The organism is Palleronia abyssalis (assembly GCF_900302445.1).
Classification (GTDB): domain Bacteria; phylum Pseudomonadota; class Alphaproteobacteria; order Rhodobacterales; family Rhodobacteraceae; genus Palleronia; species Palleronia abyssalis.
Window position 1 is genome coordinate 33,216 of the sequence record NZ_ONZF01000006.1, and the last position, 19,112, is coordinate 52,327.

Annotated in this window: 20 protein-coding genes; 8 read left to right on the forward strand and 12 right to left on the reverse strand. The window is 67.5% G+C overall.

Going from position 1 to position 19,112, the window contains the following annotated elements; translation table 11 throughout:
* Window positions 1–4: 4 nt before the first annotated feature.
* The 4 genes from PAA8504_RS13365 (at window position 5) to PAA8504_RS13380 (ending at window position 3,375) form a co-directional block, all read left to right on the forward strand.
* Window positions 5–1,240 (forward strand): putative DNA modification/repair radical SAM protein, encoded by a 1,236-nt coding sequence (locus PAA8504_RS13365; RefSeq protein WP_108894694.1) that lies wholly within the window; start codon window positions 5–7, stop codon window positions 1,238–1,240.
* Window positions 1,240–2,673: a UdgX family uracil-DNA binding protein gene (locus PAA8504_RS13370; RefSeq protein ID WP_108894695.1), complete on the forward strand. Its 1,434-nt coding sequence runs from the start codon at window positions 1,240–1,242 to the stop codon at window positions 2,671–2,673. Before PAA8504_RS13365 ends, PAA8504_RS13370 begins: the two co-directional genes overlap by 1 nt.
* Window positions 2,674–2,686: 13 nt before the next feature.
* Window positions 2,687–2,959, forward strand: coding sequence for an acylphosphatase (locus PAA8504_RS13375; protein WP_108894696.1), 273 nt, complete (start codon window positions 2,687–2,689; stop codon window positions 2,957–2,959).
* 116 nt (window positions 2,960–3,075) lie between these two features.
* Complete coding sequence (locus PAA8504_RS13380; RefSeq protein WP_108894697.1) at window positions 3,076–3,375, forward strand: hypothetical protein; 300 nt, start codon at window positions 3,076–3,078, stop codon at window positions 3,373–3,375.
* Here the strand turns inward: PAA8504_RS13380 and PAA8504_RS13385 are convergent.
* The gene (locus PAA8504_RS13385) at window positions 3,363–3,812 is read right to left on the reverse strand and encodes a low molecular weight protein-tyrosine-phosphatase (protein WP_108894698.1); all 450 of its coding nucleotides are present in this window, start codon (window positions 3,810–3,812) and stop codon (window positions 3,363–3,365) included. The two genes, PAA8504_RS13380 and PAA8504_RS13385, sit on opposite strands and share 13 nt — an antisense overlap.
* 89 nt (window positions 3,813–3,901) lie before the next feature.
* On the opposite strand from PAA8504_RS13385, the gene PAA8504_RS13390 reads away from it, so the two are divergent.
* Complete coding sequence (locus PAA8504_RS13390; RefSeq protein ID WP_108894699.1) at window positions 3,902–4,576, forward strand: NAD-dependent deacylase; 675 nt, start codon at window positions 3,902–3,904, stop codon at window positions 4,574–4,576.
* 55 nt (window positions 4,577–4,631) lie between these two features.
* On the opposite strand, the gene rpmB is transcribed toward PAA8504_RS13390, so the two are convergent.
* From rpmB to meaB, 4 genes are all read right to left on the reverse strand, one after another.
* Window positions 4,632–4,925 (reverse strand): 50S ribosomal protein L28, encoded by a 294-nt coding sequence (gene rpmB, locus PAA8504_RS13395; RefSeq protein WP_108894700.1) that lies wholly within the window; start codon window positions 4,923–4,925, stop codon window positions 4,632–4,634.
* Window positions 4,926–5,028: 103 nt separating this feature from the next.
* Entirely contained in the window at window positions 5,029–5,964 is a 936-nt protein-coding gene (gene egtD / locus PAA8504_RS13400) for an L-histidine N(alpha)-methyltransferase (RefSeq protein WP_108894701.1), read from the reverse strand.
* Between the two features lie 3 nt (window positions 5,965–5,967).
* Window positions 5,968–7,206, reverse strand: a complete 1,239-nt coding sequence (gene egtB, locus PAA8504_RS13405) for an ergothioneine biosynthesis protein EgtB (protein ID WP_108894702.1) — start codon at window positions 7,204–7,206, stop codon at window positions 5,968–5,970.
* 80 nt (window positions 7,207–7,286) lie between these two features.
* The gene (gene meaB, locus PAA8504_RS13410) at window positions 7,287–8,270 is read right to left on the reverse strand and encodes a methylmalonyl Co-A mutase-associated GTPase MeaB (RefSeq protein WP_108894703.1); all 984 of its coding nucleotides are present in this window, start codon (window positions 8,268–8,270) and stop codon (window positions 7,287–7,289) included.
* A gap of 146 nt (window positions 8,271–8,416) precedes the next feature.
* On the opposite strand from meaB, the gene hrpB reads away from it, so the two are divergent.
* Both hrpB and PAA8504_RS13420 read left to right on the forward strand, forming a co-directional pair.
* Window positions 8,417–10,801 (forward strand): ATP-dependent helicase HrpB, encoded by a 2,385-nt coding sequence (hrpB, locus tag PAA8504_RS13415; protein ID WP_108894704.1) that lies wholly within the window; start codon window positions 8,417–8,419, stop codon window positions 10,799–10,801.
* A gap of 5 nt (window positions 10,802–10,806) precedes the next feature.
* Window positions 10,807–11,028, forward strand: coding sequence for a hypothetical protein (locus PAA8504_RS13420; protein ID WP_108894705.1), 222 nt, complete (start codon window positions 10,807–10,809; stop codon window positions 11,026–11,028).
* Here PAA8504_RS13420 and PAA8504_RS13425 read toward each other — a convergent pair.
* The 6 genes from PAA8504_RS13425 to PAA8504_RS13450 form a co-directional block, all read right to left on the reverse strand.
* Window positions 11,025–11,795 carry an ion transporter gene (locus PAA8504_RS13425; protein ID WP_108894706.1) on the reverse strand — a complete coding sequence of 257 codons (771 nt, stop codon included), beginning with the start codon at window positions 11,793–11,795 and terminating at the stop codon, window positions 11,025–11,027. The two genes, PAA8504_RS13420 and PAA8504_RS13425, sit on opposite strands and share 4 nt — an antisense overlap.
* A 73-nt stretch (window positions 11,796–11,868) precedes the next feature.
* Window positions 11,869–12,807 carry an aldo/keto reductase gene (locus tag PAA8504_RS13430; RefSeq protein ID WP_108894707.1) on the reverse strand — a complete coding sequence of 313 codons (939 nt, stop codon included), beginning with the start codon at window positions 12,805–12,807 and terminating at the stop codon, window positions 11,869–11,871.
* A gap of 126 nt (window positions 12,808–12,933) precedes the next feature.
* Window positions 12,934–13,677: a hypothetical protein gene (locus PAA8504_RS13435; protein WP_108894708.1), complete on the reverse strand. Its 744-nt coding sequence runs from the start codon at window positions 13,675–13,677 to the stop codon at window positions 12,934–12,936.
* A gap of 53 nt (window positions 13,678–13,730) precedes the next feature.
* Window positions 13,731–14,636 (reverse strand): ornithine carbamoyltransferase, encoded by a 906-nt coding sequence (gene argF / locus PAA8504_RS13440; protein ID WP_108894709.1) that lies wholly within the window; start codon window positions 14,634–14,636, stop codon window positions 13,731–13,733.
* 79 nt (window positions 14,637–14,715) lie between these two features.
* The gene (locus PAA8504_RS13445; protein WP_108894710.1) at window positions 14,716–15,891 is read right to left on the reverse strand and encodes an aspartate aminotransferase family protein; all 1,176 of its coding nucleotides are present in this window, start codon (window positions 15,889–15,891) and stop codon (window positions 14,716–14,718) included.
* A gap of 198 nt (window positions 15,892–16,089) precedes the next feature.
* Window positions 16,090–16,899: an ABC transporter permease gene (locus PAA8504_RS13450; RefSeq protein WP_108894711.1), complete on the reverse strand. Its 810-nt coding sequence runs from the start codon at window positions 16,897–16,899 to the stop codon at window positions 16,090–16,092.
* Window positions 16,900–17,021: 122 nt separating this feature from the next.
* On the opposite strand from PAA8504_RS13450, the gene PAA8504_RS13455 reads away from it, so the two are divergent.
* Window positions 17,022–17,624, forward strand: coding sequence for a GcrA family cell cycle regulator (locus PAA8504_RS13455; RefSeq protein ID WP_108894712.1), 603 nt, complete (start codon window positions 17,022–17,024; stop codon window positions 17,622–17,624).
* A 4-nt stretch (window positions 17,625–17,628) separates the two neighbouring features.
* On the opposite strand, the gene PAA8504_RS13460 is transcribed toward PAA8504_RS13455, so the two are convergent.
* Complete coding sequence (locus tag PAA8504_RS13460) at window positions 17,629–18,831, reverse strand: ROK family transcriptional regulator (RefSeq protein WP_108894713.1); 1,203 nt, start codon at window positions 18,829–18,831, stop codon at window positions 17,629–17,631.
* Window positions 18,832–19,112 lie beyond the last annotated feature (281 nt).

The window sequence follows — 19,112 nt, forward strand, 5'->3', positions numbered from 1 at the left end:
ACGTATGGCACGACTCGATCTTTCGGAAAAACTGGCGATCCTTTCGGACGCGGCGAAATACGACGCCTCCTGCGCGTCCTCGGGTACGTCGCGGCGCGATTCGCGCAAGGGCGATGGGCTGGGCTCCAGCGAGGGGTCGGGCATCTGCCACGCCTATGCGCCGGACGGGCGCTGCATCAGCCTTTTGAAGATCCTGCTGACGAATTTCTGCATCTATGACTGCGCGTATTGCGTGAACCGCGTCAGCTCGAACGTGAAACGGGCGCGGTTCTCGGTCGACGAGGTCGTCACGCTAACGCTGGAATTCTATCGCCGGAACTATATCGAGGGGCTGTTCCTGTCCTCGGGCATCGTGAAGTCCCCCGACGAGACCATGGGCGAGATGGTCGAAATCGCGCGCAAGCTACGGCAGGAGCATCGGTTTCGCGGGTACATCCACCTCAAGACCATCCCCGATGCCGATCCGCTTTTGATCGAGCAGGCGGGGCTGTATGCGGACCGGCTGTCGATCAACGTGGAACTGCCGACGGATGCCTCGGTCAAATCTTACGCGCCCGAAAAACGGCCCGAGACCATTCGCAAGGCCATGGCCGATGTGCGCCTGCGCAAGGAGGCGGGGGCCGAGCGGAGCCATACCGGCAAGCGCCCTCCGAAATTCGCGCCCGCCGGGCAATCCACCCAGATGATCGTGGGGGCGGACGGATCGAACGACGCCACGATCCTGCGGCAGTCCACGAGGCTGTATTCCAGCTACAAGCTGAAGCGGGTGTATTACTCGGCTTTCTCGCCCATCCCCGACGCGACCGCCAAGCTGCCCCTGATCCGTCCTCCGCTGGAGCGGGAGCATCGCCTGTACCAGGCGGACTGGCTGCTACGGTTCTATGGCTTCGACCTGGCCGAGATCACGGGCGCAACCACGGACGGCAACCTGGACTTGCAGATCGACCCCAAGCTGGCCTGGGCGTTGCAGAACCGCCACCTGTTCCCCGTGGACGTCAATCGCGCGGATCGCGAGACGCTGCTGCGCGTGCCGGGGCTGGGGGTGAAGACGGTGAACCGCATTCTGACCACTCGCCGCCACCGCACTCTGCGTTACGAGGATCTGACGCGCATGGGGGCGAGCCTGAAGAAGGCGCGGGCCTTCATCACCTTGCAGGGCTGGACCCCCGGCGCTTTGACCGACAGTGCGGATCTGCGCGCCCGCTTCGCCCCCCCGCCCGAGCAGCTGTCGCTGTTCTGATGCCCACCGTCGCCGTCCCCGAGCTGGGCACGTTCGCCGCGTGGCGCGATGCGGCGCGGGGGTGCCTCGCGGTCGCCGTGCCGCCCGAGGACATCCTCTGGCAATATGGTGACGCGGCCGGGGATCTGTTCGCCGAGGCCCCGGTGGCTCCCCCGACAGGCACCGTCACCGTGCCCCGCGCCTTCGTCGAGCTTGCGCAGAACGTCGTGTGGCACAGTGATCCAGAACGGTTCGCGCGCCTCTATGCACTGCTGTGGCAGGCAAAGGATCGACCGGGGCTGATGTCCGACCGGGGGGATGCGGGGCTGGCGAAGCTGCGCGAGATGGAGAAATCGGTCACCCGCGACAAGCACAAGATGAAGGCGTTCCTTCGCTTTCGCGAGATCGACGCCACCGGCCCCCGCCGCCGCTTTGCCGCGTGGTTCGAGCCGTCGCACCACATCACCGAACCGTTGGCCCCGTTCTTCGCGCGCCGCTTCGGAGACATGGACTGGATCATCGCCACCCCCGACCGCACGGCGATCTTCATGGATGGCGATTTGTCCTTCGCGGCGGGCCAGCCCAAGCCCCCCCTGCCGGAGGACGCGACAGAAGCGCTCTGGTCCACGTATTTCCGGAACATTTTCAACCCCGCCCGCCTGAAGATCAAAGCGATGCAGGCAGAGATGCCGAAGAAATACTGGAAGAACATGCCCGAGGCGGCGGCCATCCCCGAGATGATCGCCACAGCCGAGGCCCGGGCGCGCCAGATGCAACTGGCCGCCCCCACCCTGGCACCTGCGCGGGCGGGCAAGATCACCGAAAGGCTGCGCATGACTGACGACACACCGGCCGCCACCGATCTGGACGCGTTGCAGCGCGAGGCGGCTGGCTGCACGCGCTGCCCGCTCTACTCCGATGCCACGCAGGTGGTGATGGGCGAAGGGCCGCGCGACGCCCCGCTGATGGTCGTGGGCGAACAGCCCGGCGATCAGGAGGACCTGGCCGGACGTCCCTTCGTCGGTCCCGCCGGGCAGCTCTTCGACCGGATCGCGGGCGAGGTCGGGCTGGACCGCGATGCCGCCTTCGTCACCAACGCCGTGAAGCATTTCAAATTCCAGGCCCGCGGCAAGCGCCGCATCCACCAGAAGCCCGACGCGGGCGAGGTCACCGCCTGCCGCTGGTGGCTCGAGGCCGAGCGCAACCTGATCAAGCCCAGGCTGATCCTTGCCATGGGCGCCACCGCCGCCGCCTCGGTCACCGGGCGGGGGCAAGGCATCATGAAGCGCCGTGGCACGTTCGAGGAAACCGAGGACGGCACCCAGGTGTTGCTGACACTGCACCCCTCGTATCTGCTTCGGGTGCCGAACGAACAGGCCAGGCAGGCCGCCACGCGCGACTTCCGCGCCGATCTGGAACAGGCCGTCCACTGGCTTGCCGACCACGCCGCTTGAAAGGGGGACCCCCATGACCGAAGCCCGCCACGTCATCGTCGAAGGCCGCGTCCAGGGCGTCGGCTTTCGCGCCTGGACTCGCGACACGGCGCAGGAGCTGACCCTGAAAGGCTGGGTCCGGAACCGCGAGGATGGCAATGTCGAGGCCCATATCGAAGGCCCCGAGGGCCAGATCGACCGCATGATGAGGCGTCTGCACGACGGGCCAATGGCCGCCAGGGTCGACCGAGTTCAGGCCGATCCTGCCGAACAGATCGGGGCTGTGGATTTCGAGATACGCTCGTGATTTGGTGAAAATTCGCGCAGACGGGATTTTACGGGCTGTGCTAGCGTCCATGCCGTGGCATGGAATCGCGCGACCGGGGCCAACCCCGGCGGCGGAACTCGAAGCGAGGCAGAGCTATGAAATCACTTATCCTTACGGCCGCGGCAGGCCTTTTCCTGGCAACCAGCGCTCATGCCGGGGTGATAGAGAGCGCGTGCAACCGGTCGGACCGGGCTGCGGGCAAGCGCCAGCTGTGCAACTGCATCCAGCAAGTGGCCGACTTCACGCTGGACCGGCGCGACCAGCGTCTGGCCGCCCGGTTCTTCAAGGATCCTCACAAGGCGCAGGAGATTCGGCAGTCCTCGCGCGCCAATGACGAAGTCTTCTGGAAGCGCTACCGCGAATTTGGCAGCGCCGCGGAAAGCTACTGCAGCTGAGCGATCAGGCCGTCCGACGCCCGTTCGATCAGGGCAAGGGCGCCATCGAAATCGCGGGTATGATACGGGTCGGGCACTTCGGTGTCCGGCCCGTTTGCGTAAGGGGCGAACAGTTCGATCGGGGTTAGGTTGCCCGGGGGGCGCATCGCCTCCAGATCGGCCAGGTTCTGCGGATCGGCCGCCAGAATCAGGTCGAAACGGTCGAAATCCGCGGGGGTGACCTGACGGGCACGCAGCGCGCTCAGGTCGTATCCAGCAGTCTTCGCGGCGTCGATCATGGCGGGGTAAGGCGGCTCTCCGATATGCCAGTCGCCGGTGCCCGCGCTGTCGATCTCCAGCTTCAGCCCCGCGGCTTCGGCCTTTTGGCGCAGAATCGCCTCGGCGGTGGGGGATCGGCAGATATTGCCGAGGCAGACGATGAGGATGCGGTGTGTCATGGGCTGAAACCTAGGCAGCGCTGACGCGGCGTCCATCCTCTGGGCATCGCTGCGCGGATTTGACAGGCTGGACCGAAGGAGGAACCACCATGATCTTCGTTCTGTCAGGGGCCGGCCTTTCGGCCGAAAGCGGTCTGGGCACGTTCCGGGACGAGGGGGGGCTGTGGACGCAATACGACCTGTCCGAAGTCGCGACGCCCGAGGGTTATGCAAAGAACCCCACCAAGCTCCTGGACTTCTATAACGCACGGCGGGCGAATGCGGCCCATGCCAAGCCCAACGTCGCGCACCAGGCACTGGCCCGACTGGAAGCCGAGGCCGGCGCGTTCCTGGTCACGCAGAACGTGGATGTGCTGCTGGACCGGGCGGGAGCAAAATCCGTCCTGCACATGCACGGGCGGCTAGACCGGGTGTTGTGCAACAAGTGCGGAGCCCGCTGGGACGCGCCCGAAGTCATGGATCCGTTCGACCATTGCGGTCAGTGCGGCGCGCAGGCGGTCCGCCCGGACGTCGTCTGGTTCGGGGAAATGCCCCACGGCCTGGACGAGATCGAGGACGCCCTGTCCAGCGCCGAGATGTTCGTGGCAGTCGGCACCAGCGGCACGGTCTATCCCGCCGCAGGCTTCGTCGAGGCTGCGCACGCGAACGGCATCCCGACGCTGGAGCTGAACCTCGAACCCTCGGGCGGGCGATTCGACGACGGCCGCTACGGCCCCGCGACCGAGACGGTGCCGGCCTGGGTCGACGAAATCCTCAAGCGGTGAACGCGAAAACCCCCGCGGCAGCCGCGGGGGTCTTGAAACGCTTGAAAGGAAACGATCAGGCCGCGGCTTCGGTGCGGGCCTTGCCGATCTCTTTCTTGATCTTCAGGGCGCGGGCGCTCAGCTCGTCGTCCTTGGCCTTTTCCATGAAGCCGTCCAGACCACCGCGGTGGTCGACGGTCCGCAGGGCGGCGGCCGAGATGCGCAGCTTCACGGTGCGACCCAGAACCTCGGACATCAGGGTGACGTCGTTCAGGTTGGGCAGAAAGCGGCGACGGGTCTTGTTGTTGGCGTGGCTGACGTTGTTGCCAGTGGCGGGGCCTTTGCCGGTCAGTTCGCAAACGCGCGACATGGGATTGATCCTCGTCTGGTCTAAACCGGCCTGCCCGGCGGGCGGCACGGTGGTTCGATAAATCTGTTGTGTCGGGGGCCGATAAGGGATCGACGCGGGACAGTCAAGCGGGAACGGGCGTCAGGATCGCCACGGCGAACAATTCGGCCGGATCGGTCACCAGCTCGGCCACCTGCCAGCCGCCCTGCCCCGCGATCCGCGACAGGCTTTCGCGGGTGAACTTGTGACTGCTTTCGGTATGGATCGTCTCGCCCTTCTCGAAGGCGATGCGCGTCCCATCCAGCGTCACGGTCTGATCGGCTAGCGATTCCAGGTGCATTTCGATCCGCGCCTTGTCGGCGTTCCAGATCGCGCGGTGGGCAAAGCGGTCGAGGTTGAAATTCGCCCCCGCCTCGCGGTTCAGCCGCTCCAGCAGATTCAGGTTGAACGCCGCCGTGACCCCTTCGGCATCGTCATAGGCAGCGACCAAAGTGCGCTGGTCCTTGACCAGATCCACGCCCAGCACGAACGCCGCGATGCCGGGCCAGTCCCGCACGCGCCTCAGCAGCGCCGCTGCCGCGTCAGGCTCCAGATTGCCCAGGGTGGACCCCGGAAAGAACGCAACCCGCGCAGAATCGGTGTTGGGCAGCGTCATGTCTTGGGTGAAGTCACCGACGATGGGTGCGACGCCCAGCACGGGATAGCTTTCGCGCAGCCGGGCCGCCGTCGCCTCGAGGAACTCGCCCGAGATGTCCAGCGGGCGATAGGCCGTCAGCCTGAGCCGGTCCAGAAGCAGCCGCGTCTTGGTCGACGCGCCCGACCCCAGCTCGACCAGCTCGGCATCGTCGGGCACATGCGCCGCGATGTCGTCAATGCGGTCGCGCAGGATGCCGACCTCGGTCCGTGTGGGATAGTATTCGGGCAGATCGGTGATCTTCTCGAACAGCAGACTGCCCTTCTCGTCATAGAACCATTTGGGGTTCATGCTCTTGGGGGTGGCCTGAAGGCCCTCCAGCGCAGCGGCCAGAAGTTCGGTATTCCTGATATCGGATCCGTCCATGTGTCAGGCGTCCTTTGCAATCCGCAGGCCAAGCATCTGCCAGCGGTGATGGGGATAGAAGAAGGTGCGATAGGTCGGCCGCATCTGCGCGCGGGGCGTGGCACAGGATCCGCCGCGCAGGACGAACTGGTTGACCATGAACTTGCCATTGTATTCCCCGATGGCCCCTTCGGGCGGGCGGAAGCCCGGATAGGGGGTGAAGGGAGACTGCGTCCATTCCCAAACGTCGCCCCAGGGGCCGCCGCCGGGAAGCGGGCGCAGGGGGCCGTCATCCAGGAAGTTGCCCTCAACGGGGCGGTCGGCGTGGAACACCTCCCACTCGGCCTCGGTCGGCAGGCGTGCCCCGGCCCAGCGCGCGAAGGCGTCGGCCTCGTAATACGAGACATGGACCACCGGCGCGTCCAGGTTCACCGGCTGTGGGCCGCGCAGGGTATAGGTCCACCACTGGTCATCCTGCTGCCACCAGTACAGCGGCGCATCCCACCCCTCGCGCTGGCAGGTGGCCCAGCCGTCCATCAGCCACAGCGGCTGGTGGCCGTAACCGCCATCTTCCATGAAGGCGATCCAGTCGCGATTGGTGACGGGGCGGTCGGCCATGCGGAACGGATGCAGGAAAGTCCGGTGGCGCGGCCCTTCGCAATCATAGGCGAACCCCTCGCCCGCATGTCCGATCTCTTGCAGGCCGCCGTCATGGGCGGCGAAGGTCAGCGGCACCTCGTCGGTGACCGGCATGGGCTGCGGGTCGCGATAGGCGGGCAGAAGCGGGTTGAAGGACAGGCCGTGCAGCAGATCGGTGACCAGAAGCTCCTGGTGCTGCATCTCGTGGTGGCAGCCCAGCTCGGTCAGTTCGGCGACCTCAGGGTCCCCGCCCTCCAGCAGGCGGGCCATCGCGTCGTCCACATGGGCGCGATACTCCACGACCGCCTGAAGACCGGGCCGCGAGACGAGGCCGCGCTTGTCCCGCGCGTGACGCGGGCCGGCCTGGACGTAATACGAGTTGAACAGGAACGCGAACCGCTCGTCCGGACTGCGGTAGTCCGGGGCGTGGGGCTTGAGGATGAATTCCTCGAAGAACCACGTCGTATGGGCCAGATGCCATTTCGCCGGGCTCGCATCCTCCATGGATTGAAGCATCGTGTCCTCGGGAGACAGCGGCGCCACCAGGTCGCGACTGCGCGTGCGGGTCTTGTCGAAAAGCGGGGGGATATCTGCGACGCGGGTCGCGGGGGCGAGACGGGCCATACTGGGAACTCCATACCGTGCACCGAAAAAGGTTAGGGCATTCCGGTCGAAGGCAAAGGGCGCGGCGTCAAACGTGACCGTCAGTCGCGGGACAAAAGCAGGTTCAGCATCTTCTCGGCCGCGGCGCCGGGGGGCAGGTGGCCGTCGGCTACATCGCGGCCCAGCCGGTCCATGGCCTCGCGGCTTTGGGGATCAGTGGCCAGGTGGCGCATCAGGCCCAAGCGCACGGCTTCCTCGAACCAGTGGCGGTTCTGCGCAGCGCGGGTGCGGTCCCAATGCCCCGACTCGCGCCGGAAGCGGGCGAGCGCCTGCATCTCGTCCCACGCGGTATCCAACCCCGTGCCTTCGGAGGCCGACACCGCCAGCGCCTTCGGAAACCCCTCGGGATCGCCGGGGCGCTTGCGCAACAATCGCAGCGCGCCAGCGTAATCGGCCCGGGTCGACTGAGCCTGCGCCTTTAGCGCCCCGTCGGCCTTGTTGATGACGATCAGGTCCGCGATTTCCATGATGCCGCGCTTGACGCCCTGCAACTCGTCCCCGCCGCCGGGCGCCAGAAGAAGCACGAACAGATCGGTCATCTGCGCAACCATCGTCTCGGATTGGCCGACGCCGACGGTTTCCACGATCACCGCGTCGAAGCCGGCCGCCTCGCACAGCGCGATGGCCTCGCGCGTGCGCCGCGCGACGCCGCCCAGCTCGGTCTGGCTGGGGCTGGGACGGATGAAGGCGGCGGGATCGCGACTGAGGCGGTCCATCCGCGTCTTGTCGCCCAGGATCGAGCCCCCCGACCGGGCCGAGCTGGGATCGACCGCCAGCACCGCGACGCGCATCCCCTGCCCCGTCAGCATCAGGCCGAACGCCTCGATGAAGGTCGACTTGCCAACGCCGGGCGTGCCCGACAGGCCGATCCGCAGGGCCTGCCGGTCCGGGTCCGTGACGCGTTCCAGCAACTTGACCGCGGCCGCGCGATGATCGGAGCGCGTGCTTTCAACCAGGGTAATCGCGCGCGACAGGGCACGGCGGTCGCCTTGGGTCAGGCGGGTGGCAAGGGTGTCGATCTCCATGACCCGGATATGGCGGGGCGGGGGACGGCTTGTCCAGCCGGTGTGCTGTTTGCGGGTCGGCGGGATGTGGGTATTTCAGCAAGGGTGAATGAGGGGGCGCGCGCCCCTCTGGGCAAGGGGGGCGAAGGTTTGTAGGGCTGGCGGCCATGGATTTACCCATCGACGAGGTTCTGGACGATCTGCGCGCGGCCTTGGCGGCGCATGGCCGGGTGGTGCTGCAAGCGCCGCCGGGGGCGGGCAAGACGACGCGCGTGCCTCTGGCCCTGCTGATCCAGGTTACGGGGCGGATCGTCATGCTTGAGCCGCGCCGCCTGGCCGCCCGCGCCGCTGCCGAGCGCATGGCCGAGACGCTGGGCGAGCCCGTGGGGCAAACCGTGGGTTATGCGGTGCGGGGCGAGCGCGTGGTGTCCGACGCGACGCGGATCGAGGTGGTGACCGAAGGCATCCTGACGCGTCGGCTGCAGCGGGACCCGGGGCTGGACGGCGTGGGCTGCGTGATCTTCGACGAGTTCCACGAGAGGTCGCTGAACGCGGATCTGGGCCTCGCGCTGGTGTGGGAGGTGAAGCAGGCCCTGCGCGAGGATCTGGCGGTGGTGGTCATGTCCGCAACGCTGGATGCGGGCCCCGTGGCCGCGCTGCTGGACGCGCCTGTGGTAACGAGCGAAGGGCGCGCCTTCCCGGTGGAGCCGCGCTGGCTGGATCGACCTCTGTCGAAGGGCACGCGGTTCGACGTTGCGATGGAGGCGCTGATCTCGCGCGCGGTGGCGCAGGACGACGGTGGCGTGCTGGCCTTCCTGCCGGGCGAGGGAGAGATCCGGCGCGTGGCGGGAATGCTGAACCTGCCGGGGGTCGAGGTCCGTCCCCTGTACGGTGCCCTGCCCTTCGCCGAGCAGCGCGCGGCGATACAGCCCGCGCAGGGGCGCAAGGTGGTGCTGGCCACCGCCATCGCCGAGACGTCGCTGACCATCGAGGATGTGCGCATCGTCGTCGATGGCGGTCGCGCGCGCCGGGCGCGGTTCGACCCCGGCAGCGGCATGACCCGGCTGGTGACCGAGCGGGTCAGCCGCGCCGAGGCCGCTCAGCGCGCGGGCCGGGCCGGACGGGTCGCGCCCGGGGTGGCATGGAAGCTATGGGCGAAGGGCGAGGACGGCGCCCTGCCCGCCTTTCCCCCGGCGGAGATCGAGGCGGCCGACCTGACCGCGCTGGCGCTGGACCTTGCGCTGTGGGGCGATCCCGATGGCGCGGCGCTGCCCTTCCTGACGCCGCCCCCGGCGGGCGCGCTGGTCGAGGCGCAGGCGCTTCTGGCGGGGCTGGGCGCGGTCGAGCGCGGGCGGATCACCGAACACGGACGGGCGCTGGCGGCAATGCCCCTGCATCCGCGGCTTGCACATATGCTGCAAATCGCAGGGGCCGGGGCGGCGGATCTGGCCGCTTTGTTGTCCGATCGCGATATCCTCCGGGATCGGGGGGTGGATCTGACCTTGCGGCTGCGGGCGCTGAAGGACCCGGGGGCGTTCGGGGTGGCCAAGGGGGCCGTGACCCGAATCCGGGACGAGGCGAAGCGGCTGCGCCGGTTCGGTGGCAAGGGTGGCGATCTGTCGGCCGCGCAGCAGGCGGCGCTGGCCTATCCGGACCGGATCGCGCTGCGCCGTCCGGGCGAGGCGCCGCGCTGGCTTCTGTCAGGCGGCAAGGGCGTGAAGATGACCGAAGGCGATCCTCTGGCGGGGCAACGGTTACTGGTCGTGACCGACACTGATGGGCACCCGCGCGAGGCCACGATCCGGCAGGCCATCCCCATCGCCGAGGCTGATCTGCGCGCCGTTGTGGGTGACCGCATCGCCTGGCACGACGTCTGCGACTGGTCCGGGCGGGACCGCCGCGTCGTGGCGCGCCGGCAGGAGCGGTTGGGCGCCATCGCGCTGGACGACAGGACGTGGCCGGAGGTGCCGCCCGATCTGGTCGCGCGCGCCATGCTGGACGGGGTGCGGACGTTGGGGCTGAACCCGTCGCCCGCCGCGCGGCGGTTCCTGGCACGGGTGGCCCTTCTGGATCTGTTCGATACCTCGGAGGCGGCTTTGCCGGACTGCGCGGAGGAGTGGCTTCTGCCGTTCCTGACGGGCGTTCGATCCGCAGACGACTGGAAGCGGTTCGACATCCTGCCCGCGTTGCGGGCGCGGTTGGATTACGACCAGCAGCAACGCTTGGATGCCGAAGTGCCGCCGCATCTCGAGACGCCGCTGGGGCGCCGGGTGCCCATCGACTATTCCGGGGATGCGCCCGAGGTGGCGATCCGCGTGCAGGAGCTGTTCGGGATGACCCGCCATCCGACCATCGCCGGAACGCCGCTGAAGCTGTCGCTTCTATCGCCCGCGGGCCGGCCGGTGCAGGTCACGCAGGATCTACCGGGCTTCTGGGCGGGCAGCTATGCCGACGTGGCCAAGGACATGCGCGCGCGATACCCTAGGCATCCATGGCCCGAGGACCCGACCCAGGCCGACCCGACCCTTCGGGCGAAACGCAGAAAGGACTGACGCGCATGTCGATCATGGAACAGGTCGCCGACGAACTGGCGCAGGAGACGGTGCGCCTGATCGAGGACGGCACCGACGACGCGATCATCCGCGAGGTGGCCGATGCGATCCAGAACGCCAGCCAGACCATGTCCGAGGAATACCTGAACGCCGTCCGCATACGCCGGGCCGAGCTGCGCGCCCGCGCGGTGCTGGAGCGGGCGGGGTCGAACGAGGCCGACGGCTAGCGGTCGGACAGCCGCTTCTCGATCGCCTCCAGCCGCGCCAGCACCGCGTCGCGATAGGCGTCCGTGGCGGCGACGGATTCTTCCTCATGCGCGGATTGCATCGAGTTGACGATGAGGCCCACGATCAGGTTCACCACCGCGAAGGTCGTGACCATGATGAAGGGCACGAAGAAGGCCCACGCGTAGGGATAGGTCTCCATCACCGGGCGGACGATGCCCATGGACCACGATTCCAGCGTCATGACCTGGAACAGCGTGTATCCAGACCGTCCGAGGTCCCCGAACCATTCGGGAAAGGCGTCCCCGAACAGCTTGGTCGAGATCACGGCCCCGATATAGAAGATCAGCGCCATCAGGAGGAACACGCTGGCCATGCCCGGAAGGGCCGTCAGAAAGCCCTCGACCACCCGGCGCAGGCGCGGTGCGACCGAGATGACGCGCAACACCCGCAGGATGCGAAGGGCCCGCAGCACCGAGAACCCGTCCGAGGCCGGGACCAGCGCGATTGCGACCACGGCGAAGTCGAAGAGGTTCCAGCCATCGCGGAAGAAGCGGGGGCCGAAGGCGTAGAGCTTGGCCATAAGCTCGACCACGAAGATCGCGAGGCATACCCGGTCGATCGCTATGATCAGGCTGCCCGCTTGCCCCATCGCGGTTTCGGAGGTCTCGAGCCCCAGCGTCACGGCGTTCACGAGGATCACCGCGGTGATCGTGTTGCGGATCGTCGCGCGGTCGAGGAAGGCGGCAAGGCGGTCGCGATGGGACATGGGGGCTTCTGTGTGTCTGGGTTGCCCCGGCATTTGACGATGCCGGGGCGATCCGTCAACGCCGCCCGCGCGGTTATGCGCCTGCCTTGGTCAGACGGTTCATCTGGTCCTCGGCCAGGGTCAGGTCAGCGGCGCCCAGCGTTTCCGCCAGTTGGCCGGGATTGCGGGCGCTGGCGATGGGCGCCGTGACCCCGTCGCGCTGGATCAGCCAAGCCAATGCGACCTGAGCGGGCTTGGCGCCGACCTCGTCCGAGACGGCCAGGAGCGCGTCCAGAACCGCCTTGCCCTTGCCTTCGAAATACCCGCCCAGCATGGCCTCGCGCTCGGTCCCCTCGATGTCGGACTTGTCGCGGTACTTGCCGGTCAGGAACCCCGAGGCCAGCGAAAAATAGGTCACGACCCCCATCCCGTGCTTCAGCGCGACGTCCTTCTGCGCGCCCTCGTAGTCGCGGGCGACGAGGTTGTATTCGGGCTGGAACACCTCGTAGACCAGCTTGCCGTCGCCCTGCCCCGCGCTGACAGCCTGCGCCAGCCGGTCGGCATCGTAGTTCGATGCACCCGCGTGGCGGATCTTGCCCGCCTGCTTGAGCTTGGCGAAGGCTTCAAGCGTTTCCTCCAGCGGGGTGTCGGTGTCGTCGCGATGGGCGAAATAGACGTCGATATGGTCGGTGTTGAGCCGCTTCAGGCTGTCCTCGCAGGCCTTTTCGATGTTCTGGGCGCGCAGGCCTTCGCGCGGGCCCCACATGCCGACCTTGGTCATCAACACCATCTCGTCCCGGCGGCCGGTCTTCTGTAGCCAGTCGCCGATGACGCGCTCGCTTTCGCCGCCCTCGTTGCCGGGGGCCCAGGCGGAATAGACATCGGCGCTATCAATGGCGTTGAAGCCGCGATCGAGAAACTGGTCGATCAGCGCGTGGGACGTGGGGGTGTCGGCGGTCCATCCGAAGACGTTGCCGCCGAAGACGATGGGCGCGATCTCGAGGCCGGTGAGGCCGAGCTGTCGGGTCTGCATGGGGTGTCCTTCCGTGTGGTCGATGCGCAAACGCGCCGAGGCGGGTGGTGCGTTCCGTGGCGGGGCGGCGGGATTTGGGTATTTTGCCAAGGGTGAATTGGGGGAGGCGCGCGCCGGGATTTGGCGTCAGTCCAGTTTGCCTTCGGGGAGGTTCAGCAGGCGGCGGGCCTCGGCGGCCTCGGCGGGTGAAACGGGGTTGGCGGCGATGTAGCGTAGCTTGTCACCCTCGCGGCCCGAGCGGCTTTCCTGGTTCTCGCCATGGGCGACGAGGTAGGCGGCGGCGGGGAACGGGATGGGGCGGAGGGTCTGGCCGTATCGGGGGGCGGTTTCGGGCAGGTCGAAGTGGCGGACCATCATTTGGCGCGTAGCCTTGAGGTCGCCTTTCACGCGTCGCACGGCCCCGGCCGAGCCGCAGACCTTGTAGAAGGGCGCACGCTTGGGGTGGTCAGGCGTGGGCGCGCCGTGACGGCCCAGCGCGCCGGTCCGCGCGTCCAGCGACCAGCCATCGGTGATGAGCCATCCGTCGGCCGGTTCGCTGCGGATATGCGCGACGAGTTGGGGGACCAGCAGGTCATCGGCGTCGAGGGCGAAGAGGAAGGCGTCGTCCTCGGGCTCGTCGTTCAGGATGGCGGTGATCTTGGCCCATTTGTCGTCGCCGTCCAGCGGGCGGTCGATGGCCATGCCGCGGATGCGGGGGTCGTTGGGCAGGCGGGGGACTTCGTGGCCGCAGACGACCGCGCGCCATGCGGGGTCGGTCTGGGCGATGAGACTGCCGAACGTGCGATCAAGGCAGCGTTCGACGACCGACCAGTCGGCGGTCAGGCTGCGGGCGATGACGGGGATGCAGAAGAGGACATGGGGCGCGGGCATGGAGGCGGAGATGGTCCGCCCCCGCCCCTGGTCAAGCCGCCGTCAATGGCGACCTATGCCCCGAGGCAGTGGCGCATGATCGCCTTCTGTGCGTGCAGGCGGTTCTCGGCCTCGTCCCAAATGACGGAATGGGGGCCGTCCATGATCTCGGACGTGACCTCGTCCTCGCGGTGGGCAGGCAGGCAGTGCATGAACAGCGCGTCGGGCTTGGCGGCCGACATCAGGCGCGTGTTGACCTGGTAGCCGCGCAGCTGGTTGTGGCGACGTTCCTTCGCAGATTGGGGATCGTGCATGGACACCCAGGTGTCCGTGACGACGAGGTCTGCCCCCTCGACCGCCTTCATCGGGTCACGCTCGATGGTGATGAGGTCGTGCAGGCGCGGCTCGGGGTCCAGAGGCTCAGGCCCGGTGAAGGTCAGCTCGAACCCGAATTGCTGCGCGGCATGGGCGAAGGAGGCGAAGACGTTGTTGCCGTCGCCGGACCAGACCACCTTCTTGCCGGCGATGGGGCCGCGATGTTCCTCGTAGGTCATCACGTCGGCCATGATCTGGCAGGGATGGGTGCGGTTGGTCAGCCCGTTGATGACCGGCACCGTGGCGTGTTCGGCCATCTCGAGAAGCGTCGCTTCCTCGAACGTGCGGATCATGATGAGGTCGACATAGCGCGACATGACGCGGGCGGTGTCGGCGATGGTCTCGCCATGGCCCAGCTGCATGTCGGCCCCGGACAGGACCATGGTCTGCCCGCCCATCTGGCGCACGCCGACGTCGAAGCTGACGCGGGTGCGGGTTGAAGGTTTCTCGAAGATCAGCGCGACCATGCGCCCGTCGAGCGGGCGGTCGTCGTCGGGGGCGCCCTTGGGGCGGCCGTTGCGCCCGTCCTTCATGGCGCGCGCGGTGTCGACGATGCTGCGCAGGTCTGCGGTGTCTGTTTTATGGATGTCGAGGAAATGAGGCATCGAAAAGGGTCCGGGTTGGTCGGTCGGACCGGGGGCTGTCTGCCCCCGGACCCCCGAGGATATTTAAGCAAGGATGAAGCTATACGGCCTGTTCCAGGGCGGTGGCCGCCTTGTCGAGGCGGTCGAGGGCGGCGGCGATCTCGTCATCGGTGATCGTCAGGGGCGGCAACAGGCGTACCACGTTGTCGGCGGCGGGCACGGTCAGCATGTGCTGGGCGTAGTTTTGCGCGACGAGGTCTGTGTTGGGCACCCGGCATTTCAGGCCCAGCAGAAGGCCGGTGCCGCGTACCTCTTCGAAGATGCGGGGGTGGTTCGCGACCAGCCCTTCGAGGCCCTGGCGCAGCCGGCCCGCGGCCTGTCCCACACGGTCGAGGAAGCCGTCGGCGGTCATCAGCTCGATCACCTTCGCGCCGACGGCGCAGGCCAAGGGGTTTCCCCCGTAGGTCGAGCCATGGGTGCCGGCCGTCATGCAAGCGGCGGCGTCTTCGGTGGCCAGCACCGCGCCCAGAGGGAAGCCGCCGCCGATGCCCTTGGCGACCATCATGATGTCGGGCGTGATCCCGGCCCATTCATGCGCGAAGAGGCGGCCCGTGCGACCCATGCCGCATTGCACTTCGTCGAGGATCAGAAGCGTGCCGGTCTTGTCGCAAAGCTCGCGCAGGCCGCGCAGACAGTGGTCGGGCACAGGGCGGATGCCCCCCTCGCCCTGGATGGGCTCGAGGATGACGGCGGCGACATCCTCGGTCAGCGCGGCGGTCAGCGCGTCGTGGTCGCCCCAGCGCAGCTGCTGGAAGCCCGGCAGGAGGGGGCCGAAGCCCTTGGTCATCTTTTCCGACCCAGCGGCGGCGATGGCGGCCGAGGACCGGCCGTGGAACGCGCCCTCGAAGGCGAGGATGGTGGTGCGGGGCTCGCCCTTCTCGGCCCAGTGCTTGCGGGCCATCTTGATCGCCAGCTCGCAGGATTCGGTGCCCGAATTGGTGAAGAAGGCCGTATCGGCGAAGGTGTGGTCCACGAGCATCTGCGCCAGCTTCTGCTGGGCGGGAATGTCGTACAGGTTCGACACGTGCCACAGCGCCTGCGCCTGGGTGGTCAACGCCTCGACCAGGGCCGGATGAGCATGGCCCAGCGCGTTGACAGCGATCCCGGCCCCCATGTCCAGGTATCGCGTCCCGTCATCGGTCCAGAGCCAGCTGCCCTCGCCGCGTTCGAACGACAGCGGCGCGCGGTTATAGGTGGGAAGGATCGCGGGGATCATCGGCGGAACCTTTGGCAAATGAAGCCCGAGAGGTGCATGAGCACCCCGGGCCTGTCAACGATGGGGAAGATTACGGAAACGAAGACGTCAGGCGCTGATGCGCCCTCGTCGCAGGATCGGCAGAATGGCGGTCCGGGTGTCCATGGGGAAGGCGATACGCCGCTTTCCCCATGGGTGCAAGTCTGAGGATCCTAAGCCTCAGGATTTCAGGCGATAGCCCTTGCGGAACCAGCTCCACGCCAAGGCGAACAGGGCCAGCGTCACGCCCAAACAGACAAAGAAGCCCAGCAAGGGCGAGGAGTCGGAGACCCCCAGGGTGCCATAGCGCGCGCCGTCGATGAGGTAGAAGAACGGGTTGAAATGACTGGCGGCCGTCAGCGCGGGCGGCAGCGCGTCGATCGAGTAGAACGTGCCCGACAGGAACGACAGCGGCGTGATGATGAAGTTGGTGATCGCCGACATCTGGTCGAATTTCGACGCATAGATGCCCGCAAGGATGCCCAACGCCCCCATCATCGCCGCCCCCAGCAACGTGAAGGCCACGAACACGAACGGATGGGCAAGGCCGGTGCCCAGGATCAGCACCATCACCGCGCCGATCACCACGGCCACCAGACCACCGCGCGCGATGCCGCCGGCCATGTAGCCCAGCGTCATCTCGACCGGGCTGAGCGGCGGCATCAGGGTGTCGACGATATTGCCCTGCACCTTCGCGGCCAGCAGCGACGAGGAGGTGTTGGCGAAGCTGTTCTGGATCACCGTCATCATCATCAGGCCCGGTGCGATGAAGTCGACGTAGGGCACGCCCATGACGTCGCCGCGGGTGGGGCCGATGGCGATGGCGAAGACGGCCAGGAACAGGCCTGCGTTGATCAGCGGCCCCATGATCGTCTGCGCCCAGATCGACATGAAGCGGCGGCACTCGCGCTCGGCCAGGGTGATCATGCCCAGCCAGTTCCAGCGGCCGAAGCGGCGCACGCCCATTTCGGTATCGGGTCGGTCGGTCATGGTGTCTCCTGAGAGGGTCGGGCCGGGTTGTATCGGGCGCAGGCGTGATTACAATAGAGGCCCACGCGAATTCTCAAGCGGCGCCTGTGCCGCCCCCGCCCCCGATCACGAGGTATCCCGACATGGCCTGGACCGACGAGCGCGTCGAGCTGTTGAAGAAGATGTGGACCGAAGGCCAGTCGGCCAGCCAGATCGCCAAGGAACTGGGCGGTGTGACCCGCAATGCCGTGATCGGCAAGGTCCACCGGCTTGGCCTGTCGAACCGCGGCGGCCCCGAGGCCGAACCCGAGGCCCCCGCCGCGGCCGAGCCCGCGATTCCCCCCGCCGCGGCCCCCGCGCCCGAGCCTGTGGCGGCATCGGCCGCCGCCGACGCGCCTGTCGTGGAAGAGCCTGTCGAGGATGAAGACGACGACGAGGAGGAGGAAGAAGCCCCCGTCATCGCGCGCCGCCAGATCGTGCCCGCAGGCCAGCCCCTGCCGCCGCAGCCATCCGCGAACGAGATCAGCCCCGAGGCGCTGGAGACGGTCCGCGAGGTCGAGCGCAAGTCGAAGAAGCTGAGCCTGATGGAGCTGACCGAGCGGACCTGCAAATGGCCGATCGGCGATCCGGCGGGTGACAATTTCTGGTTCTGCGGTCTGACCACCCAGTCGGGCAAACCCTATTGTGAGGCCCATGTCGGCGTGGCGTTCCAGCCCATGTCCTCGCGCCGGGATCGCCGCCGCTAGGCCCTCAGACCAGAAAGCGCGCGGCCAGCGGAAGCGAGGCCGCGCCAAGCGATCTCGACTCCGCGCCCAGCGTGCCGGCCCGGATCTGGGGCCGCCTCAAGCCGGCGAAGTCGGACGCGGCCACGGCGGTATCGACAGCCGCCACCAGTTCTGTACGCACCTCGTCCGGCAGATGCCCGTCGATCAGCACGCAGCCCACATCCAGAAGCGCCACGGTCGACAGGATCGCCTGGGCAAGCGCCGGCGCAGCGCATTTGATCCAGCGCTGGACTTCCGGCCGAATCCCGGCCCAGTCCTCGGGGCGAAGCTTCCACAGCTCTTCGATGCTGCGACCCTCGGCGATCAGAACCTCGGCCAGCCCATACAGAGAGGCAAGGTCGATCAATTGTCGCGTGGTGCCGTCAGGCTGTGGGATCGGCAGTGACCCCACGGCGCCCGCGTTCCCCGTCCGCCCGGCAAACAGGTGATTGCCGATGACAAGGCCACCGCCGACGAAAAAGCCGACGAAGATGTGCAGGAAATCCTCGGGCAGGGTTCCAGCCTGCCCAAAGACGAGTTCCGCAGCACATGCCGCGGAGGCATCATTCTGGATCAGCACCTCGAACCCGGTGCGGGCGCCAAGTTCGGCGCCGATATCACGGTCGCGCCAGGCCAGCAGCGCATCGACCGGCGCGTCGATCTCTTCGGCCCAGTCCCAGATGTTGTAGGGCAGCGCGACCCCGAAGCCCGAAAGCCGGGCCCGTTCGCGAAGGCTCAGCCCTGCGGTGATTCGATCCGCGGCGGCTTGCAGGAACTCGAGCACTTCGTCGAAAACGGGGTAGTCATAGAAGATGCGTTCGTGACTGCGGATGGTGCCGGTCATGTCGACCAGAACCAGCTCGGTCCAGCGGCGGCCGATCATTCCGCCGAAGAAGTACGCCCCGTCGGGGTTGAGTCGCATCGGCACCGAAGGCTGGCCGACCTTGCCGCGCCGGGGCGCGTCACGCAGAAGCATTCCGTCCTCTTCGAGGGCGCGCATGATGACCGAGATCGTTTGCGCCGAAAGCCCGGTCCTGCGGGCGATGTCGGCCTTCGCCAAAGCGCCATCGCGGCGCAGGATCGACAGCACCAGCCGTTCGTTGTGATCGCGCACGCCGCTCTGGTTCGTGCCCAGCATACGCATGGGCACCGGGCCATAGGTCCCGCGACCGTCTTGGTTTTGAGCCATGCCAAACGCCTTTCAAACAGCAGCCGCCCCACGGGCCCCGCGCGAATAAGGCCGCGCGGCGTGGCCAGCCCATGCCCTGCCGTACCTGTTTTGCACCTATCGCCTGTCATTCTGCGCGCGCGTGGGCAAGACCGTGATTGCCCCTGCAAGGCTACGCAGGCATCAACCCGCCGAAGGGCGGCATGCGCCGCCCCGCGCGCATTCGGGACGGATGTCCCGGTGCCGATCCGCGCCGGAAACCTGCGTCCGGGCACCGCGCCACGATGATGACGGCGTTCGGA

Excerpts from the sequence above, each read along its gene's own strand:
- rpmB (WP_108894700.1), bottom strand. The coding sequence starts at position 4,925 with ATGTCGCGCGTTTGCGAACTGACCGGCAAAGGCCCCGCCACTGGCAAC.
- PAA8504_RS13385 (WP_108894698.1), bottom strand. The coding sequence starts at position 3,812 with ATGACACACCGCATCCTCATCGTCTGCCTCGGCAATATCTGCCGATCC.
- PAA8504_RS13430 (WP_108894707.1), bottom strand. The coding sequence starts at position 12,807 with ATGCAGACCCGACAGCTCGGCCTCACCGGCCTCGAGATCGCGCCCATC.
- PAA8504_RS13420 (WP_108894705.1), top strand. The coding sequence starts at position 10,807 with ATGTCGATCATGGAACAGGTCGCCGACGAACTGGCGCAGGAGACGGTG.
- PAA8504_RS13425 (WP_108894706.1), bottom strand. The coding sequence starts at position 11,795 with ATGTCCCATCGCGACCGCCTTGCCGCCTTCCTCGACCGCGCGACGATC.
- PAA8504_RS13375 (WP_108894696.1), top strand. The coding sequence starts at position 2,687 with ATGACCGAAGCCCGCCACGTCATCGTCGAAGGCCGCGTCCAGGGCGTC.
- PAA8504_RS13390 (WP_108894699.1), top strand. The coding sequence starts at position 3,902 with ATGATCTTCGTTCTGTCAGGGGCCGGCCTTTCGGCCGAAAGCGGTCTG.
- egtD (WP_108894701.1), bottom strand. The coding sequence starts at position 5,964 with ATGGACGGATCCGATATCAGGAATACCGAACTTCTGGCCGCTGCGCTG.
- PAA8504_RS13460 (WP_108894713.1), bottom strand. The coding sequence starts at position 18,831 with ATGGCTCAAAACCAAGACGGTCGCGGGACCTATGGCCCGGTGCCCATG.
- egtB (WP_108894702.1), bottom strand. The coding sequence starts at position 7,206 with ATGGCCCGTCTCGCCCCCGCGACCCGCGTCGCAGATATCCCCCCGCTT.
- PAA8504_RS13450 (WP_108894711.1), bottom strand. The coding sequence starts at position 16,899 with ATGACCGACCGACCCGATACCGAAATGGGCGTGCGCCGCTTCGGCCGC.
- PAA8504_RS13380 (WP_108894697.1), top strand. The coding sequence starts at position 3,076 with ATGAAATCACTTATCCTTACGGCCGCGGCAGGCCTTTTCCTGGCAACC.
- PAA8504_RS13455 (WP_108894712.1), top strand. The coding sequence starts at position 17,022 with ATGGCCTGGACCGACGAGCGCGTCGAGCTGTTGAAGAAGATGTGGACC.
- argF (WP_108894709.1), bottom strand. The coding sequence starts at position 14,636 with ATGCCTCATTTCCTCGACATCCATAAAACAGACACCGCAGACCTGCGC.
- meaB (WP_108894703.1), bottom strand. The coding sequence starts at position 8,270 with ATGGAGATCGACACCCTTGCCACCCGCCTGACCCAAGGCGACCGCCGT.
- PAA8504_RS13365 (WP_108894694.1), top strand. The coding sequence starts at position 5 with ATGGCACGACTCGATCTTTCGGAAAAACTGGCGATCCTTTCGGACGCG.
- PAA8504_RS13435 (WP_108894708.1), bottom strand. The coding sequence starts at position 13,677 with ATGCCCGCGCCCCATGTCCTCTTCTGCATCCCCGTCATCGCCCGCAGC.
- PAA8504_RS13445 (WP_108894710.1), bottom strand. The coding sequence starts at position 15,891 with ATGATCCCCGCGATCCTTCCCACCTATAACCGCGCGCCGCTGTCGTTC.
- PAA8504_RS13370 (WP_108894695.1), top strand. The coding sequence starts at position 1,240 with ATGCCCACCGTCGCCGTCCCCGAGCTGGGCACGTTCGCCGCGTGGCGC.
- hrpB (WP_108894704.1), top strand. The coding sequence starts at position 8,417 with ATGGATTTACCCATCGACGAGGTTCTGGACGATCTGCGCGCGGCCTTG.